Source organism: Bradyrhizobium sp. Bra64, assembly GCF_024519875.1.
Lineage (GTDB): Bacteria > Pseudomonadota > Alphaproteobacteria > Rhizobiales > Xanthobacteraceae > Bradyrhizobium > Bradyrhizobium japonicum_G.
In genome coordinates this window covers 37,263-58,041 of record NZ_JALJRD010000001.1, presented here as the reverse complement: position 1 = coordinate 58,041, position 20,779 = coordinate 37,263, and the positions used below count along the sequence as shown (strand labels likewise).

Here is a 20,779-nt window from a genome sequence, read left to right as displayed (position 1 = left end):
GGCCGTTGGCACGGCTCGTTTCCGGTGGAGCCACAAGGAATTGACGCATGGCTCACGTCAGAAAGACGACACATTCCCGCAAACCGGCAGCACGCAGGAGCGCGCGCAGGAAGACCAGTACAAGGCACAGCGTCGCGCGCAAGAGCAGCAAACACGCCACGCCAAAGCGCTGGTCGCAGCGCGTGACGAAGGAGAGCGACGCCCTCGACCTCAAGCAAGGCGTGTTCGAGCTGACCAGCGCGAAGAGGATCGCGGCCTCACTGATGCGCTCGGCCGAGCACAGCGCGCGCCGCAGGACCGGCGCCTACCGCTCGGCGCTGTCGATGCTGACCTTCTACATCAATCGCGCCGGCAAGACGCTGCCGAAGACGCAACGCACGCGGCTGGAGCGCGCGAAGGTGGAGCTGAGCGGGCGTTCGGGAAGGAGTGAGCCCCGAATCATCCTGGACAAGCGGAGCGCTGATCCAGGACGACATTGGAGAGAGCGCGCGTTACGCCGCCCGGATATTTCCCATGAACCGGTCGAGCTCGGCGCGCAGGCGGGTGCTTTCGGACGACAGCGTCTTGGCCGAGTTCAGTACTTCTTCCGAGGCCGAGCCGGTCTCGGCCGCGCCGCGGTTGACCTGGCCGATGTCGGTGGCGGCGGTCTGGGTGCCCTGCGCGACAGTCTGGACGCTGCGCGCGATTTCCTGCGTCGCTGCGCCCTGCTGCTCGACCGCGCTCGCAATCGATGTCGAGATCGACGAGATCTGGCCGATGGTCGCGCCGATCTCCTTGATCGCCGCAACCGATTCGGCAGTTGCGCCTTGCATGCCGGTGATGTGAGAGGAGATTTCGTCGGTGGCCTTCGCAGTCTGGCTCGCCAGCGACTTCACTTCGCTGGCGACAACGGCAAAGCCGCGGCCGGCCTCACCCGCACGCGCCGCCTCAATCGTCGCATTGAGCGCGAGAAGATTGGTCTGCTCTGCGATCGCCGTGATGAGCTTGACGACTTCGCCGATCTGCTGGGCCGCATGCGAGAGCTTGCCGATGCGACCATCGGTCTCCTTGGCCTGCACCACGGCAGCTTCCGCGATGCGGCTGGAATCGCGGACCTGGCGACCGATCTCCTCGACAGAGGCCGAGAGCTCTTCCGTCGCGGTCGCGACCGACTGCATGTTGCTGGAGGCCTGCTCGGAGACGCCGGCGACCTGGCTCGACAGGCTCTGCGTGGTCTCCGCGGTGCGGGTCAGCGTCGAGGCCGCCGATTCGAGCTGCACGGCTGAGGCCGAGACGTTGGAGACGATGGCGCCGACCGCGCTCTCGAAATCGTCGGCAAAGCGGATCAGCTCGGAACGGCGGCTTGCGGCCTGCTCCCTGTTCTGGGCTTCGCTCGCGGCGGCGTCGCGCTCCGCCTTGGCCACGGCCTGCACCTTGAACTCCTCGACTGCGCCGGCCATCTCGCCGATCTCGTCCTTGCGCCCCAGGCCCGGCAGCACGACGTCGAAATTGCCCGACGCAAGCTCGCGCATCGCCTTGCACATCGCGATCATCGGACGCGAGATGCCGTTGCCCAGCATCAGAGCCAGCACGGCGCCGATGGCAAGGCCGCCCAGTGCCATCATCAGCATCAGCCGCTCGGTCTCGCCGATGGTTGCATTGGCGCTGACTTCGATGCGCTGCTGATCCGCCGTGAGCTCCGACCGCAGTTCACCCGAGAGCTTGAGAATGGACGCGGCCGTCTTGGTCATCTCGCCGTTCAGCTTGACGATGACCTTCACGTTCTCCGTCAGCTTTGAAAAGGAGGTGCGGTACTGCTTGAGCAGATTGCCGATTTCGGTGACGCGATCGGTGATCTTCTGGTCGTTCGCATAGATCGAGACCAGCAGGGTCTCCAGGAACTTGATGCGGGCGATCACGCCGTCGGCGGTCTTCGGCTCCGGCTTGGCAACGAAGGCGCTGACCGATGTGGAGACCGCCAGGTATTGCGATGTGATGTCCTTGGCCGTGGTTTGGACGGATCCAAGCCCTGCCAGTGCGGCGGTATCGGCGAGATCGTCGAACTTGAAACGGATCTTGTTGCCGACGCTGTTGAGCTCATCAGCCGCGATCTTGCTGTTATCGCGCGTCAGCGTGATGATTTCGCCGAACACCTTGGTAAAGCTCTTGAAGTCGGCCTCGAGCTTGCCGACCTGCTCACGGCGCGCGGCGCCCGTGGTGGCCGCCGCCGACTTGACGATCGCAGCCCTCAGATTCTCTTCGGCTCCCCTGGCCGCGGTCTCATCGTCCGCCGCACCGGTCAGCGTGTAGGCCCGCGCCAGCCCCTGGTAAGCGATCAGCTCGCGATCGACCGTCCGCGCAAGGTCCGCTTCGGCGACGCTGGAGCGGTAGGAGGTCACGGCGGCCTGAATCCGCTCGAAGCCGAAATAGGCGAAAGCCATGCTGACGGCGAGGATGGCCAGCACCGCCACGAAGCCGAGGATGATTTTTGCACGAAAACGCAAGGTGAGCAGCTTCGATGTGTTCGGCTTCGACTTGACGGGCATTCCCCCACCCCATTCCATTCGCGGAAAACCAGGCGCAGCCCGGAAGCAGCCCGCTTCCCGACTCTTCGCCACGTTACGGTGCAAAGGATAAGCCGCGGTAAATTTGCGGCGCCGCAACCGGCGGTTAGGCGACGCGGATTTTTCCGTCGACCCGGTCTTCGCCGGGACAACATCGAATCCTAACGCGCGGCGGAGCCCTTACGCCGCCCTGATATTGCCCATGAAGCGATCGAGTTCGGCGCGCAGGCGGGTGCTTTCGGACGACAGCGTCTTGGCCGAGTTCAGTACTTCTTCCGAGGCCGAGCCGGTCTCGGCCGCACCGCGATTGACCTCGCTGATATCGGTGGCGGCGGTCTGGGTGCCCTGCGCGACGGTCTGGACGCTGCGGGCGATTTCCTGCGTCGCTGCGCCTTGCTCTTCCACCGCGCTGGCGATGGACGTCGAGATCGACGAGATCTGCCCGATGGTCGCGCCGATCTCCTTGATCGCGGCGACCGATTCGGCGGTTGCGCCTTGCATGCCGGCGATGTGCGAGGAGATTTCGTCGGTCGCCTTTGCCGTCTGGCTCGCCAGCGACTTCACTTCGCTGGCGACAACTGCGAAGCCACGACCGGCGTCTCCGGCGCGTGCGGCCTCGATGGTCGCGTTGAGCGCCAGAAGATTGGTCTGCTCGGCAATCGCGGTGATCAGCTTGACGACTTCGCCGATCTGCTGGGCCGCATGCGAGAGCTTGCCGATACGACTATCGGTCTCCTTGGCCTGCACCACCGCAGCCTCTGCGATACGGCTGGAATCGCGGACCTGGCGGCCGATCTCCTCGACGGAGGCCGAAAGCTCTTCCGTCGCGGTCGCGACCGATTGCATGTTGCTGGAGGCCTGCTCGGAGACCCCGGCGACCTGGCTCGACAGGCTTTGCGTGGTCTCGGCGGTGCGGGTCAGCGTGGAGGCCGCCGATTCCAGCTGCACGGCGGACGCCGAGACGTTGGAGACGATGGCGCCGACCGCGCTCTCGAAATCGTCGGCGAAGCGGATCAGCTCGGAACGGCGGGCAGCGCTCGCTTCCTTGTTCTGGGCCTCGTTGACGGCGGCGTCGCGTTCGGCCTTGGCCACGGCTTGCAGCTTGAACTCCTCGACCGCGCCGGCCATCTCGCCGATCTCGTCCTTGCGGCCGAGACCCGGCAGCACGACGTCGAAATTACCCGACGCAAGCTCGCGCATCGCCTTGCACATCGCGATCATCGGACGCGAGATGCCGGTGCCGAGCAGGAAAGCGAGGACCGCGCCGAGCAGCGTGCCGCCGATGGCCAGCATCAGCACCAGTTGCTCGGTCTTCCCGATGGTGGATTCCGATTCGGTATCCAGCCGCTGCTGCTCGGCGACGAGGTCCGCCTTCATGGCGGTGGCGCCCTGCAGGATCGCGCCGGCCGAGCCGCTCATTTCGGTGACGAGTTCGTCGACCAACTTGGCGTTGGCGATCAGCTTCTCCAGCGATTCGCGATAGGCTCCCAAGAGGTCCTTGGCGTCCTTCAGGCCGGCGACGATCTTGTCGTCCATGGAATAGACCGCGCCGAGGGAGTTCTCGACGAATTTCAGCCGCGCCAGCGCGCTGGTCGCAATCGCCTGGTCGGACGTCAGCACGAAATTGGTCGCGGCCGCGGTCGCAGTCTGGAATTGGGCATTGACCTGCTTGGTGCCGAACTCGATCGCCTGCGCCTCGGAATCGGAGGCGTTGTTGCCGATGTCGTCGAGCTTGTACTTCAGCAGGTTGGCGTTGCGCATGAGCTGGTTCTGCACCAGCAGCGCGCTGTCACGCTTGGCCTGGAGGACTTTTGCGAAAGTCGCCGAGAAGTTGGAGAACTCCTTGGCGAGCTTGCCCAGGCTCTCCTGCCGCGCCGGCTTCTTGGCGCTCTTGACCGCCTTGTCGATGGCGTTCCTCAGGCCGGTCTCGGCGTCCAGCGCCGCCTTGGCGTCGTCCTCCTTGCCGGTGACGACGAAATACTTCACGGCCGAGCGGTAGGCGAGCAGCTCACGGTCGATGTTGCGGGCGAGATCGGCCTCGGTAACGCTGCTGCGGTAGGACCCGACCCCGAACGAGACCCGCTCGAAGCCGAAATAAGAGAAGGCCATGCTGCCGGCGGAGATCACCAGCACCGCAGCAAAGCCGAGGATGATCTTGGCGCGGAACCTGAGGGTCGGAAATATTGTTCGCTTCGACGGCGACGCGGTACGCCCGGACATTCCCACCCCCATTTATATTCAGCCGCGTTCCGGAGGCGCCCCGCCCCCAGACCCGCATGCGCAAAACTAGGGCACAATGGATAAAGGGCGGTAAATTCGTCAGGCCCGCAATCACGGGGTTGGCCGGGATCGCCGCCGCGCCCTGCAGCTCGCCGCAGCCCGGCCCGGCATGTGTTGCGGCCGCGCTGGAAAGGCCCTACTCTTCCGATACTTGGCGCCAGACCAAGCCTATCCAGAGAGGGAGCTACCGAGTGGGACAAACCGATTTTCGGTTTGGCAATTCCTCCGGCGTTGCCGTTGCGAAGTCGAAGGCGTCGACCGTGGAACAGGCGGTGGCCGAGCTCGCGGGCCAGATTCCGTCCGACGACACCGCGCTCATCCTGGTCTTCCTATCCCCGCATTACGACCCCCACCACTTCATCGCCGAGATCACCGCACATTTTGCAGAGATCCTGATCTGCGGCTGCACCACGGCGGGCGAGCTTGCGCCCGACGGTTGGGATGAGAACAGCGTCGTGGCCCTCGCCTTCAGCCGCGAGGATTTCAGCGCGGCGGCCCGGCCGATTCTCAATCTTCAGAATTTCCGCGTCGAGGACGGCCGCAGGGCCGGCGCAGAGCTGCGGCAGGAATTGCGTATCTCGTCGGAGGTCGATGGCGGCAGCTCCTTCGGGCTGGTGCTGATCGACGGCCTTTGCCGCCGGGAAGAAGCCGTCATGTCCGCCATCTATGCCTCGCTGGACGACATTCCGATCGTCGGAGGGTCGGCAGGCGACGGAATGCGCTTCGAGAAGACCTGGGTGTTCTTCGACGGCAAGGCCCACACCAATGCCGCCCTCCTGATCCTTCTCAACACCACGCTGCCGTTCCGCGTCTTCAAGTGCGACAACTTCGAGCCGCGATCGCAGAAGATGGTGGTGACAGAAGCCGACGTCGAAAATCGTACGGTCAGGGAGTTGAACGCGGAGCCGGCGGCCGAGGAATATTCGCGCATGGTCGGCATCATGGATGCCAAGCTCGACCCGTTCTCCTTCGCGTCCCATCCGGTGCTGGTCCGCGTCGGCGGCTCCTATTACGCACGGTCGATCCAGCGCGTCGAGCCCGACGGCTCCCTGCATTTCTTCTGCGCGATCGACGAAGGCATGGTCTTGACGGCCGCGACCTCGCGGAGCCTGGTCGGGGCGACCCGCGACCTCTTTGCGGAAACCCGCGATCAGATCGGCGATGTCTCTCTCTATATTGGGTTCGAATGCCTGCTGCGCAGGCTCGACGCAGAGCAGCATCAACTCGCCCGCGACATGTCGGAGCTCTATCGGGACAATCGCGTCATCGGTTTTCACACCTACGGCGAACAGTTCGGCTCGATGCACGTGAACCAGACCTTCACCGGCGTCGCCATCGGCAGGCGGCGGACGTGACCGAGGTCTGGCAGGATCCGGAAACGGTCGAGCAGCTGCGGCGAGAGGCCGCGAAGCTGAAGAAGATCAACGCCGCGTTGATGTCCCGCGTTGAGCGCTCGATGGATCAGCAGCTCAACGCCTTCTCGCTGTTCGAGACCGCGATCGCGCTCGACCACCAGGTGCGCGACCGTACCCAGCAATTGCGGGATGCGCTGCACTCCGTCGAACGGGCCAATGAAGGGCTCTACCGCGCCAAGCAACAGGCCGAGGCCGCCAGTTCGCTGAAATCGTCGGTTCTGATCTCGGTGACGCACGACCTGCTCCAGCCCCTGAACGCAGCGCGGCTGACGCTGTCGGCGCTTGCCGAAATGATGGAGTCGCAGGATGGCGCCCTGCTCGTCGACCAGGTCGACCGCTCGCTGATGACGCTGGAAGACCTGTTGCGCTCGCTCCTTGAAATCGCGAAGCTCGATGCCGGCGCGCTGAAGCCCGACGTGCGGCCAATCGCCGTCGCGCCGCTGTTCACGCAGCTGCGCAACGAATTCGAGCCGATCGCCTCGCGGCAAGGTCTCTCACTGCGCATTCGTCCTTCCTTGCTTGCAGTATCGTCCGACGCAATGATGCTGAGGCGAATCCTGCAAAACCTGCTGGCAAACGCCATCCGTTATACGCGCACCGGCGGTGTCATCATGGGATGCCGGCGGCGGGGCGGTCGCGTCTGCATACAGGTGACCGACTCCGGGCCTGGCATTGCCCATGCGCAACAGGAAGCGATCTTCCGCGAGTTCCAGCGCGGCGAGGCCAATGCCATCGACCAGGCCGGCTTCGGGCTCGGCCTGTCAATCGTTCGTCGCTTCGCCACGGTGCTCGGCCACGACGTACGACTCTCGTCGCAGATCGGACACGGATCGACATTCGTCCTGGAGCTGGAGCAGGCGGATCGCGCCGACGTCAGTGACGACGCGCGCGAGGTCAGGCCGGCGGATCTCCAGTACGGCGGGATGGGAGGGGCAAAGATCTTGCTGATCGAGAACGATGCGTCGGGCTCGGCGGCCATGGCAGCGCTGCTGGAAGGATGGGGTTGCGACGTCGCGACAACGCGCTCCGGCGCAGAGGCCGTGCAGCGTCTGAGCGAGCTCGGCGGCGCGCCCGACACGATCATCGCGGATCTCCATCTCGATCATGGCGAGAGCGGGCTGTCGGTCGTGGAAAATATTCGTCGGCAGCTCAAGCTGGACGTGCCCGCGATGATCATCACGGCCGACTATTCCGAGAAAGCGGCCAAGGAGGCGAGCCTTTGCGGGCTCGAAGTCTTGAAGAAGCCGGTCAAGCCAGCCGAGATGCGCGCGCTGCTGTCGTTCCTGCTGACCTGATCCGGCCGTTCAGCCCTTGGAATCCGGCTTCGCGCGCGCGTGCCTGGCTTCGGCGCCGGGGCTTATCAGCGACGTAAAATCGATCCTCGACATCTCGACGATCGCCTTGGTTCGGCTGAGCACGTTCAATTTGCGCAGGATCTCGGAGACATGAACCTTGACCGTGGTCTCGGAGATGTTCAGCTCATACGCGATCTGCTTGTTCTGCAAGCCACGCTTGAGCATCTCGAGGACCCGTAATTGCTGCGGCGTGAGATCGTGCAATCGTTTCAGCAGGTCACGGGTCGAGCTGGTAGACCGTAGCGGACGCGTCTGCGTGCGATAGGCCGCCGGAACACAGACCGCGCCGCGCAACACCTCGCCGATCGATTGCGCAAGCTCCTGCTTGGATGCGGACTTGAGGATGTAGCCGGAAACACCGAGCGACAGGGCGTTGCCGATGATTTGCGTATCCTTGTACCCCGACACGATGATGACCGGAATCCGCGGGAAGGCCTTGCGGATCCGGATGATGCCCGACAGACCGGTCGTCCCCGGCATCGAGAGGTCAAGCAGAATGAGATCGACGCTTTCAGTCGACGACAACAGGTCAAGTGCACCGTCGATCGAGGTGGCTTGCAGGATCTCCGCCCCGGGCGTCGCCATTTGCAGTGCGCTCTCCAGCGCCTCGCGAAACAGCGGATGGTCTTCAACGATCAGAAATCGCATCGCGTTCGAGCCGTTGTCACGTTCAGTCGCCAAACATAACGCATTTTCGGGCCGGACCGGACCGGATTTCATTGCGGCCTGCCGCGATCGGCCCGCGCATTGAGCCTGCTCTTCGGATCAGGCAATTCGAGCTTGCCGATCTCGATAACCGCCTTATTGCGGCTGAAGAGACCAAGCTTGCGCAGGATCTCGGTGATATGTGCCTTCACGGTCGATTCGGCGAGTTGGAGCTCATGGGCGATCTGCCGGTTCGGATAGCCGCGGCGAAGCAGATCCAGCACGCGAAGCTGCTGCGGCGTGAGTTCGCGAAGCTTGACCTGCAGCGCCCTGGCGCTCGCTTCCTTGCTGCGCTCGGGCGTCGCGACGAAGTCCTTCGGCACGGAAACGGAACCGCTGAGCACGCCCTCGATCGATTGCGCCAGTTCGCGCTTCGACGTCGACTTGGGAAGATAGCCGGCCGCCCCCAAGGCCAACGCCTCTCGCACCACGTGTTGGTCCTCCTCGCTCGAGACGATTGCAACGGGCAGTCGCGGATGGGTCTCGCGCAGCCGGAGGAAGCCCGAAAACCCGGTCGCATCAGGCAGCGAGAGGTCGAGCAGCGCGAGATCGATGCCCTGCTCGCCAGCAAGGACATGCAGGGCATCCTCGATCGACACGGCCTCGAAGATATGCGCCTCGGGAAGCGCCAGACGAACGGCATTGCCGAGCGCCTCGCGAAACAGCGGATGATCGTCGATGATCAGGAAGCTGGTCATGGCGCCTTCCCGGAACTCCAGCGCGGCGCCCACTCTGAGCGCGAAATGGGCGCACGCCTCAGGATCTTGACCGGCACCGAGGCGACGCGGGACGGACGCTAGCACATCTATCCGCTCCCGTACGGTCGAGCTCGTCAATCGTTCGACTCGACCTGAACGGTCGCCAGGAATGAATAAATGCTCTCGAACTGCTCATCCGTGAAGACCTCTTTCCAGGCCGGCATGCCCTTGGCCGGCCGTCCCTCATGCACGGTCTTCAAATACGTCGCGCGCATGTCGTCGCCATAGCGATGGCGCAGGAGCCGCAAATCGATCTTGCGCTCGCTCTGGATCGCGTCGGGACCATGACAGTGGGCGCAGGTGCCGTTGAAGATTTCCTTGCCGGTGCTGACCGCCTCGGCGCTTTGAGGCAAGGCGTCTCCCTTGGTCTCGGTCGCCACCACATTCGCAACCTGCGCTACGCTCGCTGCGGCCCCGGTCGTGACACCCGGCGGCTCAGCCCTCGCCGCGCTGAAGTGAACGGGTTGGCCGGCCGGCAGGCCATACTTGACCGAGAGCTCGGTGATGGCGCGCGCAAGCTGCGGCAGGACGGCGTCGACGCGGTCGCGCAGTTCGCTTGACGTCCTGGCGAAGCCGATAGCGGCGTCCCAGGAAAGGCCTTCGCCTTCAGTGACCTGGATCCGGTATCGGTCCTGATAGACAGTCTTGTTCAGCCAGCCGGCGACCGGGCCCCAGATGAAGGCAACGTCGGCCTTGCCCGCATCGAGGGCCTTCATGCCTTCCTCGGGCGACAGCACCGTGACCTTCTGGATATCGTCACGGCTCGCCAGGAGATTTTGCGGCGTGCTGGCAAACTGCACGGCGACGCGTTTGCCGCGGAGATCCTCGACACCGCCGACCGCGCGGTCCCTGGCCGTGACCAGGGCATACCCTTCCTTCGCAATGGCGCTGGAGAAGATCACCGCCGGCCCCATGAAATCGTCGGAGCGCGGCAGGCCGATCATGGCGTCACACTGCTTGCCGAGCAGCGTGACACGTACCGTGCGCTTGCCGAAATAGGACTTGTACCAATCATAGGCGATCGGCTGGCCCAGCGCCTGCGCCAGCGCCTGGCCGATCTCGACATAGAAGCCCGGTTGCGACGGACTGTCGCTGGAAAATGGAAGATTGGTCGGGTCGGCGCAGAGGCGGAACGGCTGCGGTTGGTCTGCGCGGCCTGGCACCGCTGCGATCGACGCCGCAATCGCGGCGCACACAAGGATCGTGCGATGCCGGCGATCAATTCGCCTGCCAATGCCTAATGGGTCTGAACGCATGCTCAATCTCCGGTCGATTAAGATCGAAAAGAGCGCGCGCGTATCCCGTCACCGAGGATACGCGCGCGAGTGGTCACTGGACGGAGAACACGAAGAGCGACCCGCCCTCAGGAGCCGCGGCCGTCATCTTCTTTCCAACGTCGCCCAGGAACGCCGGGAGAGCAGCGGTCCGGCCGACAACGATGGCGACGTATTGCTTGCCATCGACCATGTAGGTCACGGGACCGGCGCCGATGCCGGAACCGAGGTTCTTGGTCCAGAGCACCTTGCCTGACTTGGCATCGATGGCGCGGAAGTCGCCACGGATGTTGCCCGCAAAGACGAGGCCTCCGCCGGTGCTCAGCGTGCCGCCGTTGAACGGCAGGTCTTCCTTGATTGACCAGACCTTCTTCTGGTTTACGGGATCCCATGCCACGAGCTCGCCGAGGAAGCCGCCCGGACCTTCCTTGGTCGGGAATTCGGCACCGAGATAGAACACGCCGCGCTTGTAGGAGACTTCGCCGACCGACCAGTCCATGCACACGTTGTTGGACGGGATGTAGACGAGGCCGGTCTGCGGGTTGAACGACATCGGCTGCCAGTTCTTGCCGCCGATGAGGTTGGGACAGATGTCCTTGGCGGGATGGCCTGGCCCCGGACGCTTGTCGGGATCCTCGACCGCGCGCATGGTAGCGAGGTCGAACTTCTCCGCCCAGTTGGCGAAGACGTATTTCTCTGCCGAGAGCACCTTGCCGGTCTCGCGGTTGGCAACAAAGAAGAAGCCGTTGCGATCCGCCTTCATCAACGCCGGAACGGTGCTGCCGCCGATCTTGAGATCGGCGAGAATGGCCTCGTTGACGCCGTCATAGTCCCAGGCATCGGCCGGCGTGGTCTGGAAATGCCACTTGATCTTGCCGGTGTTCGGATCGAGCGCCAGCGTCGAGGCCGTGTAGAGGTTGGTGAGCTTGCCGAAATTGCCGTCGCCGGTCGAGCGCACCGCCGTGTTCCACGGGCCGGGATTGCTGGTGCCCCAATAGACCGTGTCGGTCTTGCCGTCGTAGGAGCCGACCAGCCACGCGGCGCCGCCGCCATGCTGGGCGGAATCGCCCTTCCAGGTGTCGCCGCCGGGTTCGTCCGGCGCAGGCACTGTGTGCGTCTCCCAGAGCTGCTTTCCGGTGTTGATGTCGAAGGCCAGCAGCGCGCCGCGCACGCCGTACTCGCCGCCGCCGAAGCCGGTGATGACCTTATCGCGCACCACCAGCGGCGGCGAGGTGATGACCGAGCCCTGCTTGTAGTCGACCACCTTCGTCGTCCACAGCGCCTTGCCGGTGGCCGCATCGAGCGCCGTCAGCTTGCCGTCGAGCCGCCCGACGAAAATCTTGCCGTCGGCATAGGAGACGCCGCGATTGTTCACGTCACAGCAGGCGTGTTGCAGCACGTCGTCCGGTATCTCCGGCTCGTACGTCCATTTGCGCGCGCCGGTCGCGGCATCGAGCGCATAGACGTATTTCGGCCCCCACGAGGTCGAGACGTAGAGCGTGTTGCCGATGACGAGCGGCGAGGATTCGTTCGAGCGCAGCGACGCCAGCGAGAACGAATAGGCGAGCGACAGCTTGCCGGCGTTCTCGGTGTTGATCTGGTTGAGCGAACTGAAGCGGGTGTTGGCGTAGTCGTGTCCCGCAACCGCCCATTGATTGGCGTCGGCTTGTGCCTTGATCAGTGAATCGTTGGCGCGAACGCCGATGGTGCCGGCCGCCAGCATGGCGATCATCGAAATGCCAGCCAAGAATCCCTTGGTGCCTAAGGACATATTCCCTCCGCGATGTTGTGTTGCGCCACGTTGGGCGCTGATGCGCTTTGTGCTTGTGATGCGCAGTTCGCCTGCGAGCCATCGGGGAAAATTACAGCATCGCGCTTGCGCGCTTAGTATAGGCGGAAGGTAGTAGTGCAAATCATCGCCATATTGTCCGGCGCATGTCGTTGTCGTCGCTCGCCTCTTGCCGGATGACCGCGGCTCGAAACGCGCAATCGAACCGCGGCGGAGTTGCGCCGCAATCCCATTTTTCCGTCGAGCATAACGCGACGGGCCGCTCGTCGAATCAGGCGGAGGGAGCGACGATACCGGCAAAATTTTCGAAGAAGCTTGCGGCGAGCTTCCTGGACGTCGAGTCGATCAGTCGCGAGCCGAGTTGCGCGAGCTTTCCGCCGATCTGCGCCTCCGTCTCATAGTGGAGAACGGTGATATCGGGCGACTCCTCTTCGAGCCTGACCTTGGCGGCGCCCTTGGCAAAACCCGCGACGCCGCCCGCGCCTTCCCCGATGATGCGATAGCTGCTCGGCGCATCGATATCCGTCAATGTCACCTTGCCGTTGAAGGTTGCCTTGACCGGACCGACCTTCAGCACGACGGTCGCGCTCATCTCGGTCGGAGAAACCATCTCGAGCGATTGGCAGCCGGGAATGCAGCGCTTGAGAATGTCGGGATCATTCAGTGCGGCCCATACCGTCGCCTTCGAAGCCGGAATGCGCTGGCTATCGTTCATCCGCATCGTTTCCACCCTCCACCGTTGTTTGCGTACTCGGTTAGGTTGGTTCAGCGCGACAGACAATCGCCAGGAAGTACTAGGCGCAGCGTGGACCGCCGAAGCGCCTCCAAGTGCTGCGTCGAGTGACGCGCCGAAGGCCGCCGGCCACCCGGCACGCAGACGTCTCAACAAGCGAAATCAACGACTTAGCCTGGCGATCCCCTACTACGAAGATCGCGATTACAAAGCCGTCGGGCCGTGCTCCTATTGCTGCCAACAACGAATGCTTTCTTCAGGGAGAAACGACACGCGGCGGGCTTGGCGCCGAGGGCGAATGGTCTCGCATGATGGCGCGAGACAACGCTGCCGCAGACAAGACACGAATTTCTTCTCAGGTCGCGCCACCCTTTGGCGGCGCCACGGAACAGTTTTGCCGAAGCACGACGCTTTGGCAGTGGTCGCCATGACCTTTCCATGACGCTCGCGACCAAAATCCCAGTTGCAAAGTTCCGTTGCGCTGTCTCTAATTAGAATAACTACAAACGATCGGGAGGTATTCACGTGTCTACAGTCAAACTGACGGTGAACGGCAAGGCCGTTACCGTCGACGTCGAGGACCGCACGCTGCTGGTCCAGCTGCTGCGCGATCACCTCAATCTCACCGGAACCCATGTCGGCTGCGACACCAGCCAGTGCGGCGCCTGCGTCGTCCACATGGACGGCAAGGCGGTGAAATCCTGCACCATGCTGGCAGGCCAGGCCGACGGCGCCAGTATCACCACCATCGAAGGCATCGCCAAAGGCGAGGAGCTGCATCCGATGCAGGCCGCCTTCCGCGACAATCACGGCCTGCAGTGCGGCTATTGCACGCCGGGCATGATCATGTCCGCGATCGACATCGTGCACCGCCATGGCGGCCAGCTCGACGAAGCCACCGTGCGCCACGAGCTCGAAGGCAATATCTGCCGCTGCACCGGTTACCACAACATCGTCAAGGCCGTGCTGGATGCAGCCGGACGCATGAAGGTCTCGCAGGCGGCCGAGTAAAGCGGCCCGCCTCGAATAAGAACCACCGCTGCTGCTTTCGAGGGAAAGCGCGGTCAAGACAATTCCGGTCGGGAGGACCAGACATGGGTGTTGAAGGTATCGGCGCGCGCGTCGTGCGCAAGGAAGACAAGCGTTTCATTACCGGCAAGGGTCGCTACGTCGACGACATCAAATTGCAGGGCATGACCCATGCCCATTTCATCCGCAGCCCGCACGCGCACGCCAAGGTGAAGGGGATCGATTCCTCCGCCGCGCTGAAGATGCCGGGCGTGGTCGCGGTGCTCACGGGACAGCAGATCGTCGACGACAAGGTCGGCAACCTCATCTGCGGCTGGGCCATCACCTCCAAGGACGGCAGCCCGATGAAGATGGGCGCATGGCCGGCAATGGCGCCGGAGACGGTGCGCTTCGTCGGACAGGCCGTCGCGGTCGTGATCGCCGAGAGCAAGAATCTGGCGCGCGACGCGGCCGAGGCCGTCGTCGTGAACTATGAAGAGCTTCCCGCGGTCGCCGACGTCCAAGCCGCGATCAAGTCCGGCGCACCGCAGCTGCATCCCGAAGCCCCCGGCAACCAGGTCTACGACTGGGTGATCGGCGACGAGAGTGCGACGGACGCCGCCTTCGCCAAGGCCGCCAATGTCGTGAAGCTCGACGTCACCAACAACCGGCTCGCGCCGAACGCGATGGAGCCGCGCGCGGCGATCGCCGATTACGACGCGGCGGAAGAGCATTTCACGCTCTACACGACATCGCAGAACCCGCACGTCGCCCGTCTGGTGCTGTCGGCGTTCTACAACATCGCCCCCGAGCACAAGCTGCGCGTGATCGCTCCCGACGTCGGCGGCGGCTTCGGCTCGAAGATCTTCATCTATCCCGAGGAGATGGTGGCGCTGTGGGCCTCGAAGAAGGTCGGCCGTCCCGTGAAATGGACCGGCGACCGCACCGAGGCCTTCCTCACCGACGCGCATGGCCGCGACCACGTCACCCACGCCGAGATGGCGTTCGACGCCAACAACAAGATCACCGGCCTCAAGGTGAAGACCTACGCCAATTTCGGCGCCTACATGTCGCTGTTCTCGTCCTCGGTGCCGACCTATCTCTACGCGACGCTGCTGTCGGGCCAGTACAACATCCCGGCGATCCACGCCGAGGTGGTCGGGGTCTATACCAACACCACGCCGGTCGACGCCTATCGCGGCGCGGGCCGCCCCGAAGCGAGCTACCTGATCGAACGGCTGATGGAGACGGCGGCGCGGCAGTTGAAGGTCGATCCGGCCGCATTGCGCCGGACCAACTTCATCACCCAGTTCCCGCACCAGACGCCCGTGATCATGGCCTATGACACCGGCGACTTTAATGCCTCGCTCGATGCCGCGATGAAGGCGATCGACTATGCCGGCTTTGCCGGACGCAAGGCCAAGGCGAAGGCCGACGGCAAGCTGCGCGGCATCGGCGTGTCCTGCTACATCGAGGCCTGCGGCATCGCGCCGTCCAAGGCGGTCGGCAGCCTGGGGGCCGGCGTCGGCCTGTGGGAGTCCGCAGAAGTGCGCGTCAATCCGGTCGGCACGATCGAGATCCTCACCGGCTCGCATAGCCACGGCCAGGGTCACGAGACGACGTTCTGCCAGCTCGTCGCGGAGCGCCTGGGGGTTCCCATCAGCCAGGTTTCGATCGTCCACGGCGACACCGACAAGGTGCAGTTCGGCATGGGCACCTACGGCTCGCGCTCGGCGGCCGTCGGTCTCACCGCGATCCTGAAGGCGATGGAGAAGATGGAATCCAAGGCCAAGAAGATCGCAGCGCATGCCCTCGAAGCGTCGGAAGGCGACATCGTCATCGAGAACGGCGAGTTCAAGGTGGCCGGCACCGACAAGGCGATCGCCTTCCCGATGGTCGCGCTCGCGGCCTACACCGCGCACAACCTGCCTGACGGAATGGAGCCGGGCCTGAAGGAGAGCGCCTTCTACGACCCGACCAACTTCACCTTCCCGGCCGGCACGTACATCTGCGAACTCGAGGTCGATTCCGGCACCGGCAAGACCTCCTTCGTCAACTTCGTCGCGGCCGACGATTTCGGCCGGCTGATCAACCCGATGATCGTCGAGGGCCAGGTCCATGGCGGCCTTGCCCAGGGCATCGGGCAGGCACTGCTCGAGCACGCGATCTACGATGCCAACGGCCAGCCGGTCACGGCGTCGTTCATGGACTACGCCATGCCGCGCGCCGACGATTTGCCCTCTTTCAACCTCTCCCACACCACGACGCTGTGCCCGGGCAATCCCCTGGGCATCAAGGGTTGCGGTGAGGCCGGCGCGATCGGCGCCTCTGCGGCCGTGATCAACGCGATCACGGATGCGATCGGCAAGAACAATCTGGAAATGCCCGCAACCCCCGACAGGGTGTGGCGCACGATCCACGCAGCTTAAGAGGGAGAGCCAAGATGTACCAGACCATTTATCATCGCGCCTCCACTGTCGACGAAGCCATCAGCCTGTTCGGCAAGAGCAGCGAGGCGAAATTCCTTGCTGGCGGCCAGACGCTGCTGCCGGTGATGAAGCAGCGGCTCGCCAGCCCGTCCGACCTGATCGACCTCGGCAAGATCAAGGAGCTGCAGGGCGTCGAGCTCTCCGGCGACGTGCTGACCATCAAGGCCGGCACGACCTATTTCGACATCATGCAGAGTGCCGACGTGAAGAAGGCGATCCCCGCGATCGCTTATCTCACCTCCGTGCTCGGCGATCCCGCGGTGCGCTATCGCGGCACGATCGGCGGCTCGATCGCCAATAACGATCCCGCCGCGGATTATCCGGCGGCGCTGCTTGCGCTCGGCGCCACCGTGAAGACCAACAAGCGGTCGATCGCGGCGGAGAACTTCTTTCAGGGCCTGTTCACCACCGCGCTCGAGGACGGCGAGATCATCACCGCCGTGTCGTTTCCGGTCCCGGCGAAGGCAGGCTACGAAAAGATGCGGCATCCGGCCTCGCGCTTCGCGCTGACCGGCGTGTTCGTGGCGCAGACCAAGTCGGGCGAGGTTCGGGTCGCCGCCACCGGAGCCTCGCAGAGCGGCGTGATGCGGGTCCCCGCGATCGAAGCCGCACTGAAGGCGAACTGGTCGCCGGCCGCGATCGACAGCGTCAGCATTTCAGCAAGCAATCTGCTGGCCGACATCCACGGTACGGCGGAGTACCGCGCGAACCTGATCAAGGTGATGGCACAACGCGCCGTAACCGCTGCCGGCTGATGAGGCACGATCCGGAAAAGCGTGCAGCGGTTTTCCGGAAAGTTATGCCCAAACAAAATGCTAAAGCACGATCATGATCGCGCTTTAGCGCCTCAACACAAATTTTCCGCGGCGCGCACTTCGGTGCGCGCCGCTTTTATTTTGGCGATGCGTCACGAAAACCGCTTGCCTCGCTGGCGTGAAGGCGGGAAAAGTTAATCGGTCAATTAACTCGCCCACAGAGGAATGGTCCACGCGATTGCCGGACATCGGCACTCCGCCTGGACCCGAGGAAACAAAAACGTGCTCGACAAATCAGCCCCCACATCCTCCGTTCGCACCTCGGGCCCGCTGTCGGGCTTCCGCATCGTCGAATTCGCCGGCATCGGGCCCGGCCCGTTCGCCTGCATGATGCTGGCCGATATGGGCGCCGATGTCGTCACGCTCGACCGGGTCGGCGCGAAGAAGAGCATGAAGTCGGTCGCAGGCCGCGGCCGCAAGGTGATCGAGCTCGACCTCAAGGACAAGGCGGCGATCGCCGAGGTGCTCGATCTGCTTGCGAATGCCGATGCACTGGTCGAGGGCTTTCGTCCGGGCGTGATGGAGCGGCTCGGCCTTGGACCCGATGTGGTGCTCGCGCGCAATCCGAAGCTGGTTTACGGCCGCATGACCGGCTGGGGCCAGGAGGGCCCGCTTGCGAACGCCGCCGGCCATGACATCAACTACATCTCCATCACCGGCGCACTCGCTGCGATCGGCACGAAGGAAACGCCGGTGCCGCCGCTCAATCTCGTCGGCGATTTCGGCGGCGGCGCACTTTATCTGGTCGTCGGCGTGCTCGCAGCCCTGCTGGAAGCGCAGAAGTCAGGCAAGGGCCAGGTGGTCGATGCCGCGATGTGCGACGGCGCGGCATCGCTGATGTCGTTCTTCTTCGACATGACCACGATCGGCCGCTGGACTGAAGGGCGCAACCAGAACTTCCTCGACGGCGGCGCGCATTTCTACGGCGTCTACGAATGCGCCTGCGGCCATTTCGTCTCGATCGGCTCGATCGAGCCGCAATTCTACGCGCTGCTGCGCGAGCATGCGGGTCTGACGGATGCGGATTTCGACGCGCAGATGGACCGCAAGGCGTGGCCCGCGCTGAAAGCGAAGTTGCAGGCCGTGTTCAAGAGCAAGACGCGCGAGGATTGGTGCAGGATCATGGAAGGCACCGACATCTGCTTCGCGCCGGTGCTGACCATGTCGGAAGCCACGCAGCATCCTCACATGGTCGCCCGCAACGTCTTCGTCGAGCGTCACGGCGTGAAGCAGCCGGCGCCGGCGCCGCGTTTCTCGCGCACTCCGTCGGCGGTGCGCGAGCCGGAAGGCGCGGAGATTGGTACGGTGACGAGCGCTTGGAAGCGATAATCTTCGCACTCCGCCTCAGCGTCAAACTCCGCTGTCATCCCGGCGAAGGCCGGGACGACGCCTGTTTTGACGTGACAATGTGCTTGAAAGTAACAGCCTAGTCTAGGCCGCGTTCCCCACCTTCAACACCCCGCGCCGGATCTGATCTTCCTCGATGGATTCGAACAGGGCCTTGAAATTGCCCTCGCCAAAACCGTCGTCGCCCTTGCGCTGGATGAACTCGAAGAAGATCGGGCCGATGGCATTGGCGGAGAATATCTGCAGCAGCACCTTGGTCTGGCCGCCCTCGACCACGCCCTCGCCGTCGATCAGGATACCGTTGGTCTGGAGCCGGGCGACATCCTCGCCGTGCTTGGGCAGCCGCGCGTCGATCCGCTCGAAATAGGTTTCGGGCGGAGCCGGCATGAACGGAAGGCCGGCTTCGCGCAGGCCCTCGATGGTGCGGTAGATGTCGCGGCAGCCGCAGGCGATGTGCTGGATGCCCTCGCCGCGATAGATATTCAGATATTCCTCGATCTGGCCGGAATCGCCGGCGTCCTCGTTGATCGGAATCCGGATCTTGCCGTCCGGGCTCGTCAGCGCCCGCGAGAACAGGCCCGACGCGCGACCCTCGATGTCGAAGAAGCGGATCTGGCGGAAGTTGAAGAGCTTCTCGTAGAAGCCGGTCCAGACATCCATGCGGCCGCGATGGACGTTGTGGGTGAGATGATCGAGGTAGAACAGGCCGGCGCCATTGGGCCGCGGATCGCGCGCCCCCAACCATTCGAATTCGGCATCGTAGGCCGAACCCTTGGCGCCGTAGCGATCGACGAAATAGAGCAGGCTGCCGCCGATACCCTTGATCGCGGGCACGTCGAGCGTCTTCTGCGCTGGCGTCGCATCGGCAGGCTCGGCGCCGAGCGCAATCGCGCGGTCATAAGCGGCCTTCGCATCGACCACGCGGAACGCCATCGAGGGCGCGCAGGGACCGTGCGCGGCGACGAAGTCGCAGCCGTGGGTGCCGGGCTGCTCGTTGACGAGATAGTTGATGTCGCCCTGACGATAGACCGTGACCTTCTTGGTCTTGTGGCGCGCGACGGGCGCATAGCCCATCAGCTTGAACAAGGCGTGCAGCTCTTCCGGATTGGGATGCGCATATTCGACGAACTCGAACCCGTCGGTGCCCATCGGATTGTCGGCACTGATCGTAGCCGGCGGTGCATCGTGCGGAAACGGACCCATTCGCTGCTCTCCCAATTGCTTGCTGCCTGAACTATCCTTCATTGGGCGCGCAAGGAGCGTGCAAACGGGACGTCATTTCGCTATCTTATGCACAATTTGTGCATAGATTGGACATTTGACGCATGACCTCCGTAGATGCCTTCGACCTCAAGATCCTGAGCGCGCTCCAGGATGACGGCCGCCTCACCAACCAGGAGCTTGCTGAACTCGCAGGGCTCTCGGCCTCGCAATGCTCGCGCAGGCGGATGCGGCTGGAGGAGGAGAGGGTGATCGCGGGCTACCACGCCGATCTCTCCAGCGAGGCGCTCGGCTTCGGCGTGATCGCCTTCATCCAGGTGGGGCTCGCGACCCACTCGCCGGACAATTCCAAGCGCTTCCGCTCACTGGTTGGCCGTATCGACGAGATCCAGGAAGCCTATTCGCTCACGGGCGACGCCGATTATGTGCTCAAGGCCGTGCTGCGCGATCTGAAAGGACTCTCCAACCTCGTCAACGACGTGCTGATGCCGCACCAGAGCGTGGCGCATGTGCGCTCCTCGATCGTGCTTGACCGGCTGAAGGAAAGCTCGCGGCTGCCGCTGAAGGAATTGAAGGCTGGCTGAATTTGAGGGAACTACGCCCTTCGCGCCCTGGATGCGATCTGCGATGATCCGGGCTGATCTGCGGAGATTCAGCCATGGCCCTCCAGCTTCGACCGAACTGCGAATATTGCGACCGCGACCTGCCGCCGGACGCAACGAACGCGCGGATCTGCTCCTACGAATGCACTTTCTGTGCAGACTGCGTCGAGACGAAACTCTCCAACGTCTGTCCGAACTGCGGCGGCGGCTTCGTCCCGCGCCCGATCCGCCCCACGCAGGAATGGCGGCCGGGCGTGTGCGTGACCAAGCACGTCCCGTCGGACAAGCGGGTGCATCTGAAATACAGCGCGCAGGACGTGGCCGCGCACTGCGCGAGGATCAAGGACGTGGCGCCGGAGAGACGGTGAGCCCTCTCAACGTCATTGCGAGGAGCCCTTGCGACGAAGCAATCCAGACTGCTTCCGCAGAAGATTCTGGATTGCTT

The 20,779-nt window shown here is 63.8% G+C and carries 16 protein-coding genes and 1 pseudogene; 9 read left to right on the top strand and 8 right to left on the bottom strand.

What is annotated here, in order from left to right:
• Positions 1-47: 47 nt before the first annotated feature.
• Positions 48-425 (top strand): annotated as a pseudogene (locus NR187_RS00240) (DUF3175 domain-containing protein); the annotation flags it as partial.
• A gap of 66 nt (positions 426-491) precedes the next feature.
• On the opposite strand, the gene NR187_RS00235 reads toward NR187_RS00240, so the two are convergent.
• Both NR187_RS00235 and NR187_RS00230 read right to left on the bottom strand, forming a co-directional pair.
• On the bottom strand, positions 492-2,525 hold the full coding sequence (locus NR187_RS00235; RefSeq protein WP_256805432.1) for a methyl-accepting chemotaxis protein: 2,034 nt from the start codon (positions 2,523-2,525) through the stop codon (positions 492-494).
• Between the two features lie 198 nt (positions 2,526-2,723).
• Positions 2,724-4,763, bottom strand: a complete 2,040-nt coding sequence (locus tag NR187_RS00230) for a methyl-accepting chemotaxis protein (protein WP_256805431.1) — start codon at positions 4,761-4,763, stop codon at positions 2,724-2,726.
• 251 nt (positions 4,764-5,014) lie between these two features.
• On the opposite strand from NR187_RS00230, the gene NR187_RS00225 reads away from it, so the two are divergent.
• Both NR187_RS00225 and NR187_RS00220 read left to right on the top strand, forming a co-directional pair.
• Positions 5,015-6,178 carry an FIST N-terminal domain-containing protein gene (locus NR187_RS00225; RefSeq protein ID WP_211387245.1) on the top strand — a complete coding sequence of 388 codons (1,164 nt, stop codon included), beginning with the start codon at positions 5,015-5,017 and terminating at the stop codon, positions 6,176-6,178.
• Positions 6,175-7,533, top strand: coding sequence for a hybrid sensor histidine kinase/response regulator (locus tag NR187_RS00220; RefSeq protein ID WP_211387244.1), 1,359 nt, complete (start codon positions 6,175-6,177; stop codon positions 7,531-7,533). The genes NR187_RS00225 and NR187_RS00220 overlap by 4 nt, the downstream gene beginning before the upstream one ends.
• A gap of 9 nt (positions 7,534-7,542) precedes the next feature.
• On the opposite strand, the gene NR187_RS00215 is transcribed toward NR187_RS00220, so the two are convergent.
• The 5 genes from NR187_RS00215 to NR187_RS00195 all read right to left on the bottom strand — a co-directional run bounded on the left by NR187_RS00215 (position 7,543) and on the right by NR187_RS00195 (position 12,840).
• Positions 7,543-8,241, bottom strand: coding sequence for a response regulator transcription factor (locus NR187_RS00215; RefSeq protein WP_256805430.1), 699 nt, complete (start codon positions 8,239-8,241; stop codon positions 7,543-7,545).
• Positions 8,242-8,309: 68 nt separating this feature from the next.
• Positions 8,310-8,996, bottom strand: coding sequence for a response regulator transcription factor (locus NR187_RS00210; protein ID WP_211387242.1), 687 nt, complete (start codon positions 8,994-8,996; stop codon positions 8,310-8,312).
• 134 nt (positions 8,997-9,130) lie between these two features.
• Positions 9,131-10,312, bottom strand: a complete 1,182-nt coding sequence (locus tag NR187_RS00205; RefSeq protein WP_211387241.1) for a c-type cytochrome — start codon at positions 10,310-10,312, stop codon at positions 9,131-9,133.
• A 73-nt stretch (positions 10,313-10,385) separates the two neighbouring features.
• Positions 10,386-12,101: a PQQ-dependent methanol/ethanol family dehydrogenase gene (locus NR187_RS00200; RefSeq protein ID WP_211387240.1), complete on the bottom strand. Its 1,716-nt coding sequence runs from the start codon at positions 12,099-12,101 to the stop codon at positions 10,386-10,388.
• A 289-nt stretch (positions 12,102-12,390) separates the two neighbouring features.
• Complete coding sequence (locus NR187_RS00195; protein WP_256805428.1) at positions 12,391-12,840, bottom strand: carbon monoxide dehydrogenase subunit G; 450 nt, start codon at positions 12,838-12,840, stop codon at positions 12,391-12,393.
• Positions 12,841-13,377: 537 nt separating this feature from the next.
• Between NR187_RS00195 and NR187_RS00190 the strand changes: the two genes are divergently transcribed.
• The 4 genes from NR187_RS00190 to NR187_RS00175 all read left to right on the top strand — a co-directional run bounded on the left by NR187_RS00190 (position 13,378) and on the right by NR187_RS00175 (position 18,493).
• On the top strand, positions 13,378-13,863 hold the full coding sequence (locus tag NR187_RS00190; protein ID WP_211387238.1) for a (2Fe-2S)-binding protein: 486 nt from the start codon (positions 13,378-13,380) through the stop codon (positions 13,861-13,863).
• A gap of 83 nt (positions 13,864-13,946) precedes the next feature.
• On the top strand, positions 13,947-16,289 hold the full coding sequence (locus tag NR187_RS00185) for a xanthine dehydrogenase family protein molybdopterin-binding subunit (protein ID WP_256805427.1): 2,343 nt from the start codon (positions 13,947-13,949) through the stop codon (positions 16,287-16,289).
• Between the two features lie 14 nt (positions 16,290-16,303).
• Positions 16,304-17,104, top strand: coding sequence for a xanthine dehydrogenase family protein subunit M (locus tag NR187_RS00180; protein ID WP_211387236.1), 801 nt, complete (start codon positions 16,304-16,306; stop codon positions 17,102-17,104).
• 282 nt (positions 17,105-17,386) lie between these two features.
• Positions 17,387-18,493, top strand: a complete 1,107-nt coding sequence (locus NR187_RS00175) for a CaiB/BaiF CoA-transferase family protein (protein WP_256805426.1) — start codon at positions 17,387-17,389, stop codon at positions 18,491-18,493.
• Between the two features lie 102 nt (positions 18,494-18,595).
• Here the strand turns inward: NR187_RS00175 and hppD are convergent, their stop codons facing one another.
• Entirely contained in the window at positions 18,596-19,714 is a 1,119-nt protein-coding gene (hppD, locus tag NR187_RS00170) for a 4-hydroxyphenylpyruvate dioxygenase (protein WP_256805425.1), read from the bottom strand.
• Between the two features lie 122 nt (positions 19,715-19,836).
• On the opposite strand from hppD, the gene NR187_RS00165 reads away from it, so the two are divergent.
• Positions 19,837-20,316, top strand: coding sequence for an Lrp/AsnC family transcriptional regulator (locus NR187_RS00165; protein ID WP_256805424.1), 480 nt, complete (start codon positions 19,837-19,839; stop codon positions 20,314-20,316).
• Positions 20,317-20,390: 74 nt separating this feature from the next.
• Positions 20,391-20,702 carry a DUF1272 domain-containing protein gene (locus NR187_RS00160; RefSeq protein WP_211387232.1) on the top strand — a complete coding sequence of 104 codons (312 nt, stop codon included), beginning with the start codon at positions 20,391-20,393 and terminating at the stop codon, positions 20,700-20,702.
• Positions 20,703-20,779: the final 77 nt, after the last annotated feature.

Coding starts and splice junctions, on each gene's coding strand:
- NR187_RS00195 (WP_256805428.1), bottom strand. CDS start 12,840: ATGCGGATGAACGATAGCCAGCGCATTCCGGCTTCGAAGGCGACGGTA.
- NR187_RS00160 (WP_211387232.1), top strand. CDS start 20,391: ATGGCCCTCCAGCTTCGACCGAACTGCGAATATTGCGACCGCGACCTG.
- hppD (WP_256805425.1), bottom strand. CDS start 19,714: ATGGGTCCGTTTCCGCACGATGCACCGCCGGCTACGATCAGTGCCGAC.
- NR187_RS00230 (WP_256805431.1), bottom strand. CDS start 4,763: ATGTCCGGGCGTACCGCGTCGCCGTCGAAGCGAACAATATTTCCGACC.
- NR187_RS00165 (WP_256805424.1), top strand. CDS start 19,837: ATGACCTCCGTAGATGCCTTCGACCTCAAGATCCTGAGCGCGCTCCAG.
- NR187_RS00215 (WP_256805430.1), bottom strand. CDS start 8,241: ATGCGATTTCTGATCGTTGAAGACCATCCGCTGTTTCGCGAGGCGCTG.
- NR187_RS00185 (WP_256805427.1), top strand. CDS start 13,947: ATGGGTGTTGAAGGTATCGGCGCGCGCGTCGTGCGCAAGGAAGACAAG.
- NR187_RS00205 (WP_211387241.1), bottom strand. CDS start 10,312: ATGCGTTCAGACCCATTAGGCATTGGCAGGCGAATTGATCGCCGGCAT.
- NR187_RS00235 (WP_256805432.1), bottom strand. CDS start 2,525: ATGCCCGTCAAGTCGAAGCCGAACACATCGAAGCTGCTCACCTTGCGT.
- NR187_RS00200 (WP_211387240.1), bottom strand. CDS start 12,101: ATGTCCTTAGGCACCAAGGGATTCTTGGCTGGCATTTCGATGATCGCC.
- NR187_RS00180 (WP_211387236.1), top strand. CDS start 16,304: ATGTACCAGACCATTTATCATCGCGCCTCCACTGTCGACGAAGCCATC.
- NR187_RS00210 (WP_211387242.1), bottom strand. CDS start 8,996: ATGACCAGCTTCCTGATCATCGACGATCATCCGCTGTTTCGCGAGGCG.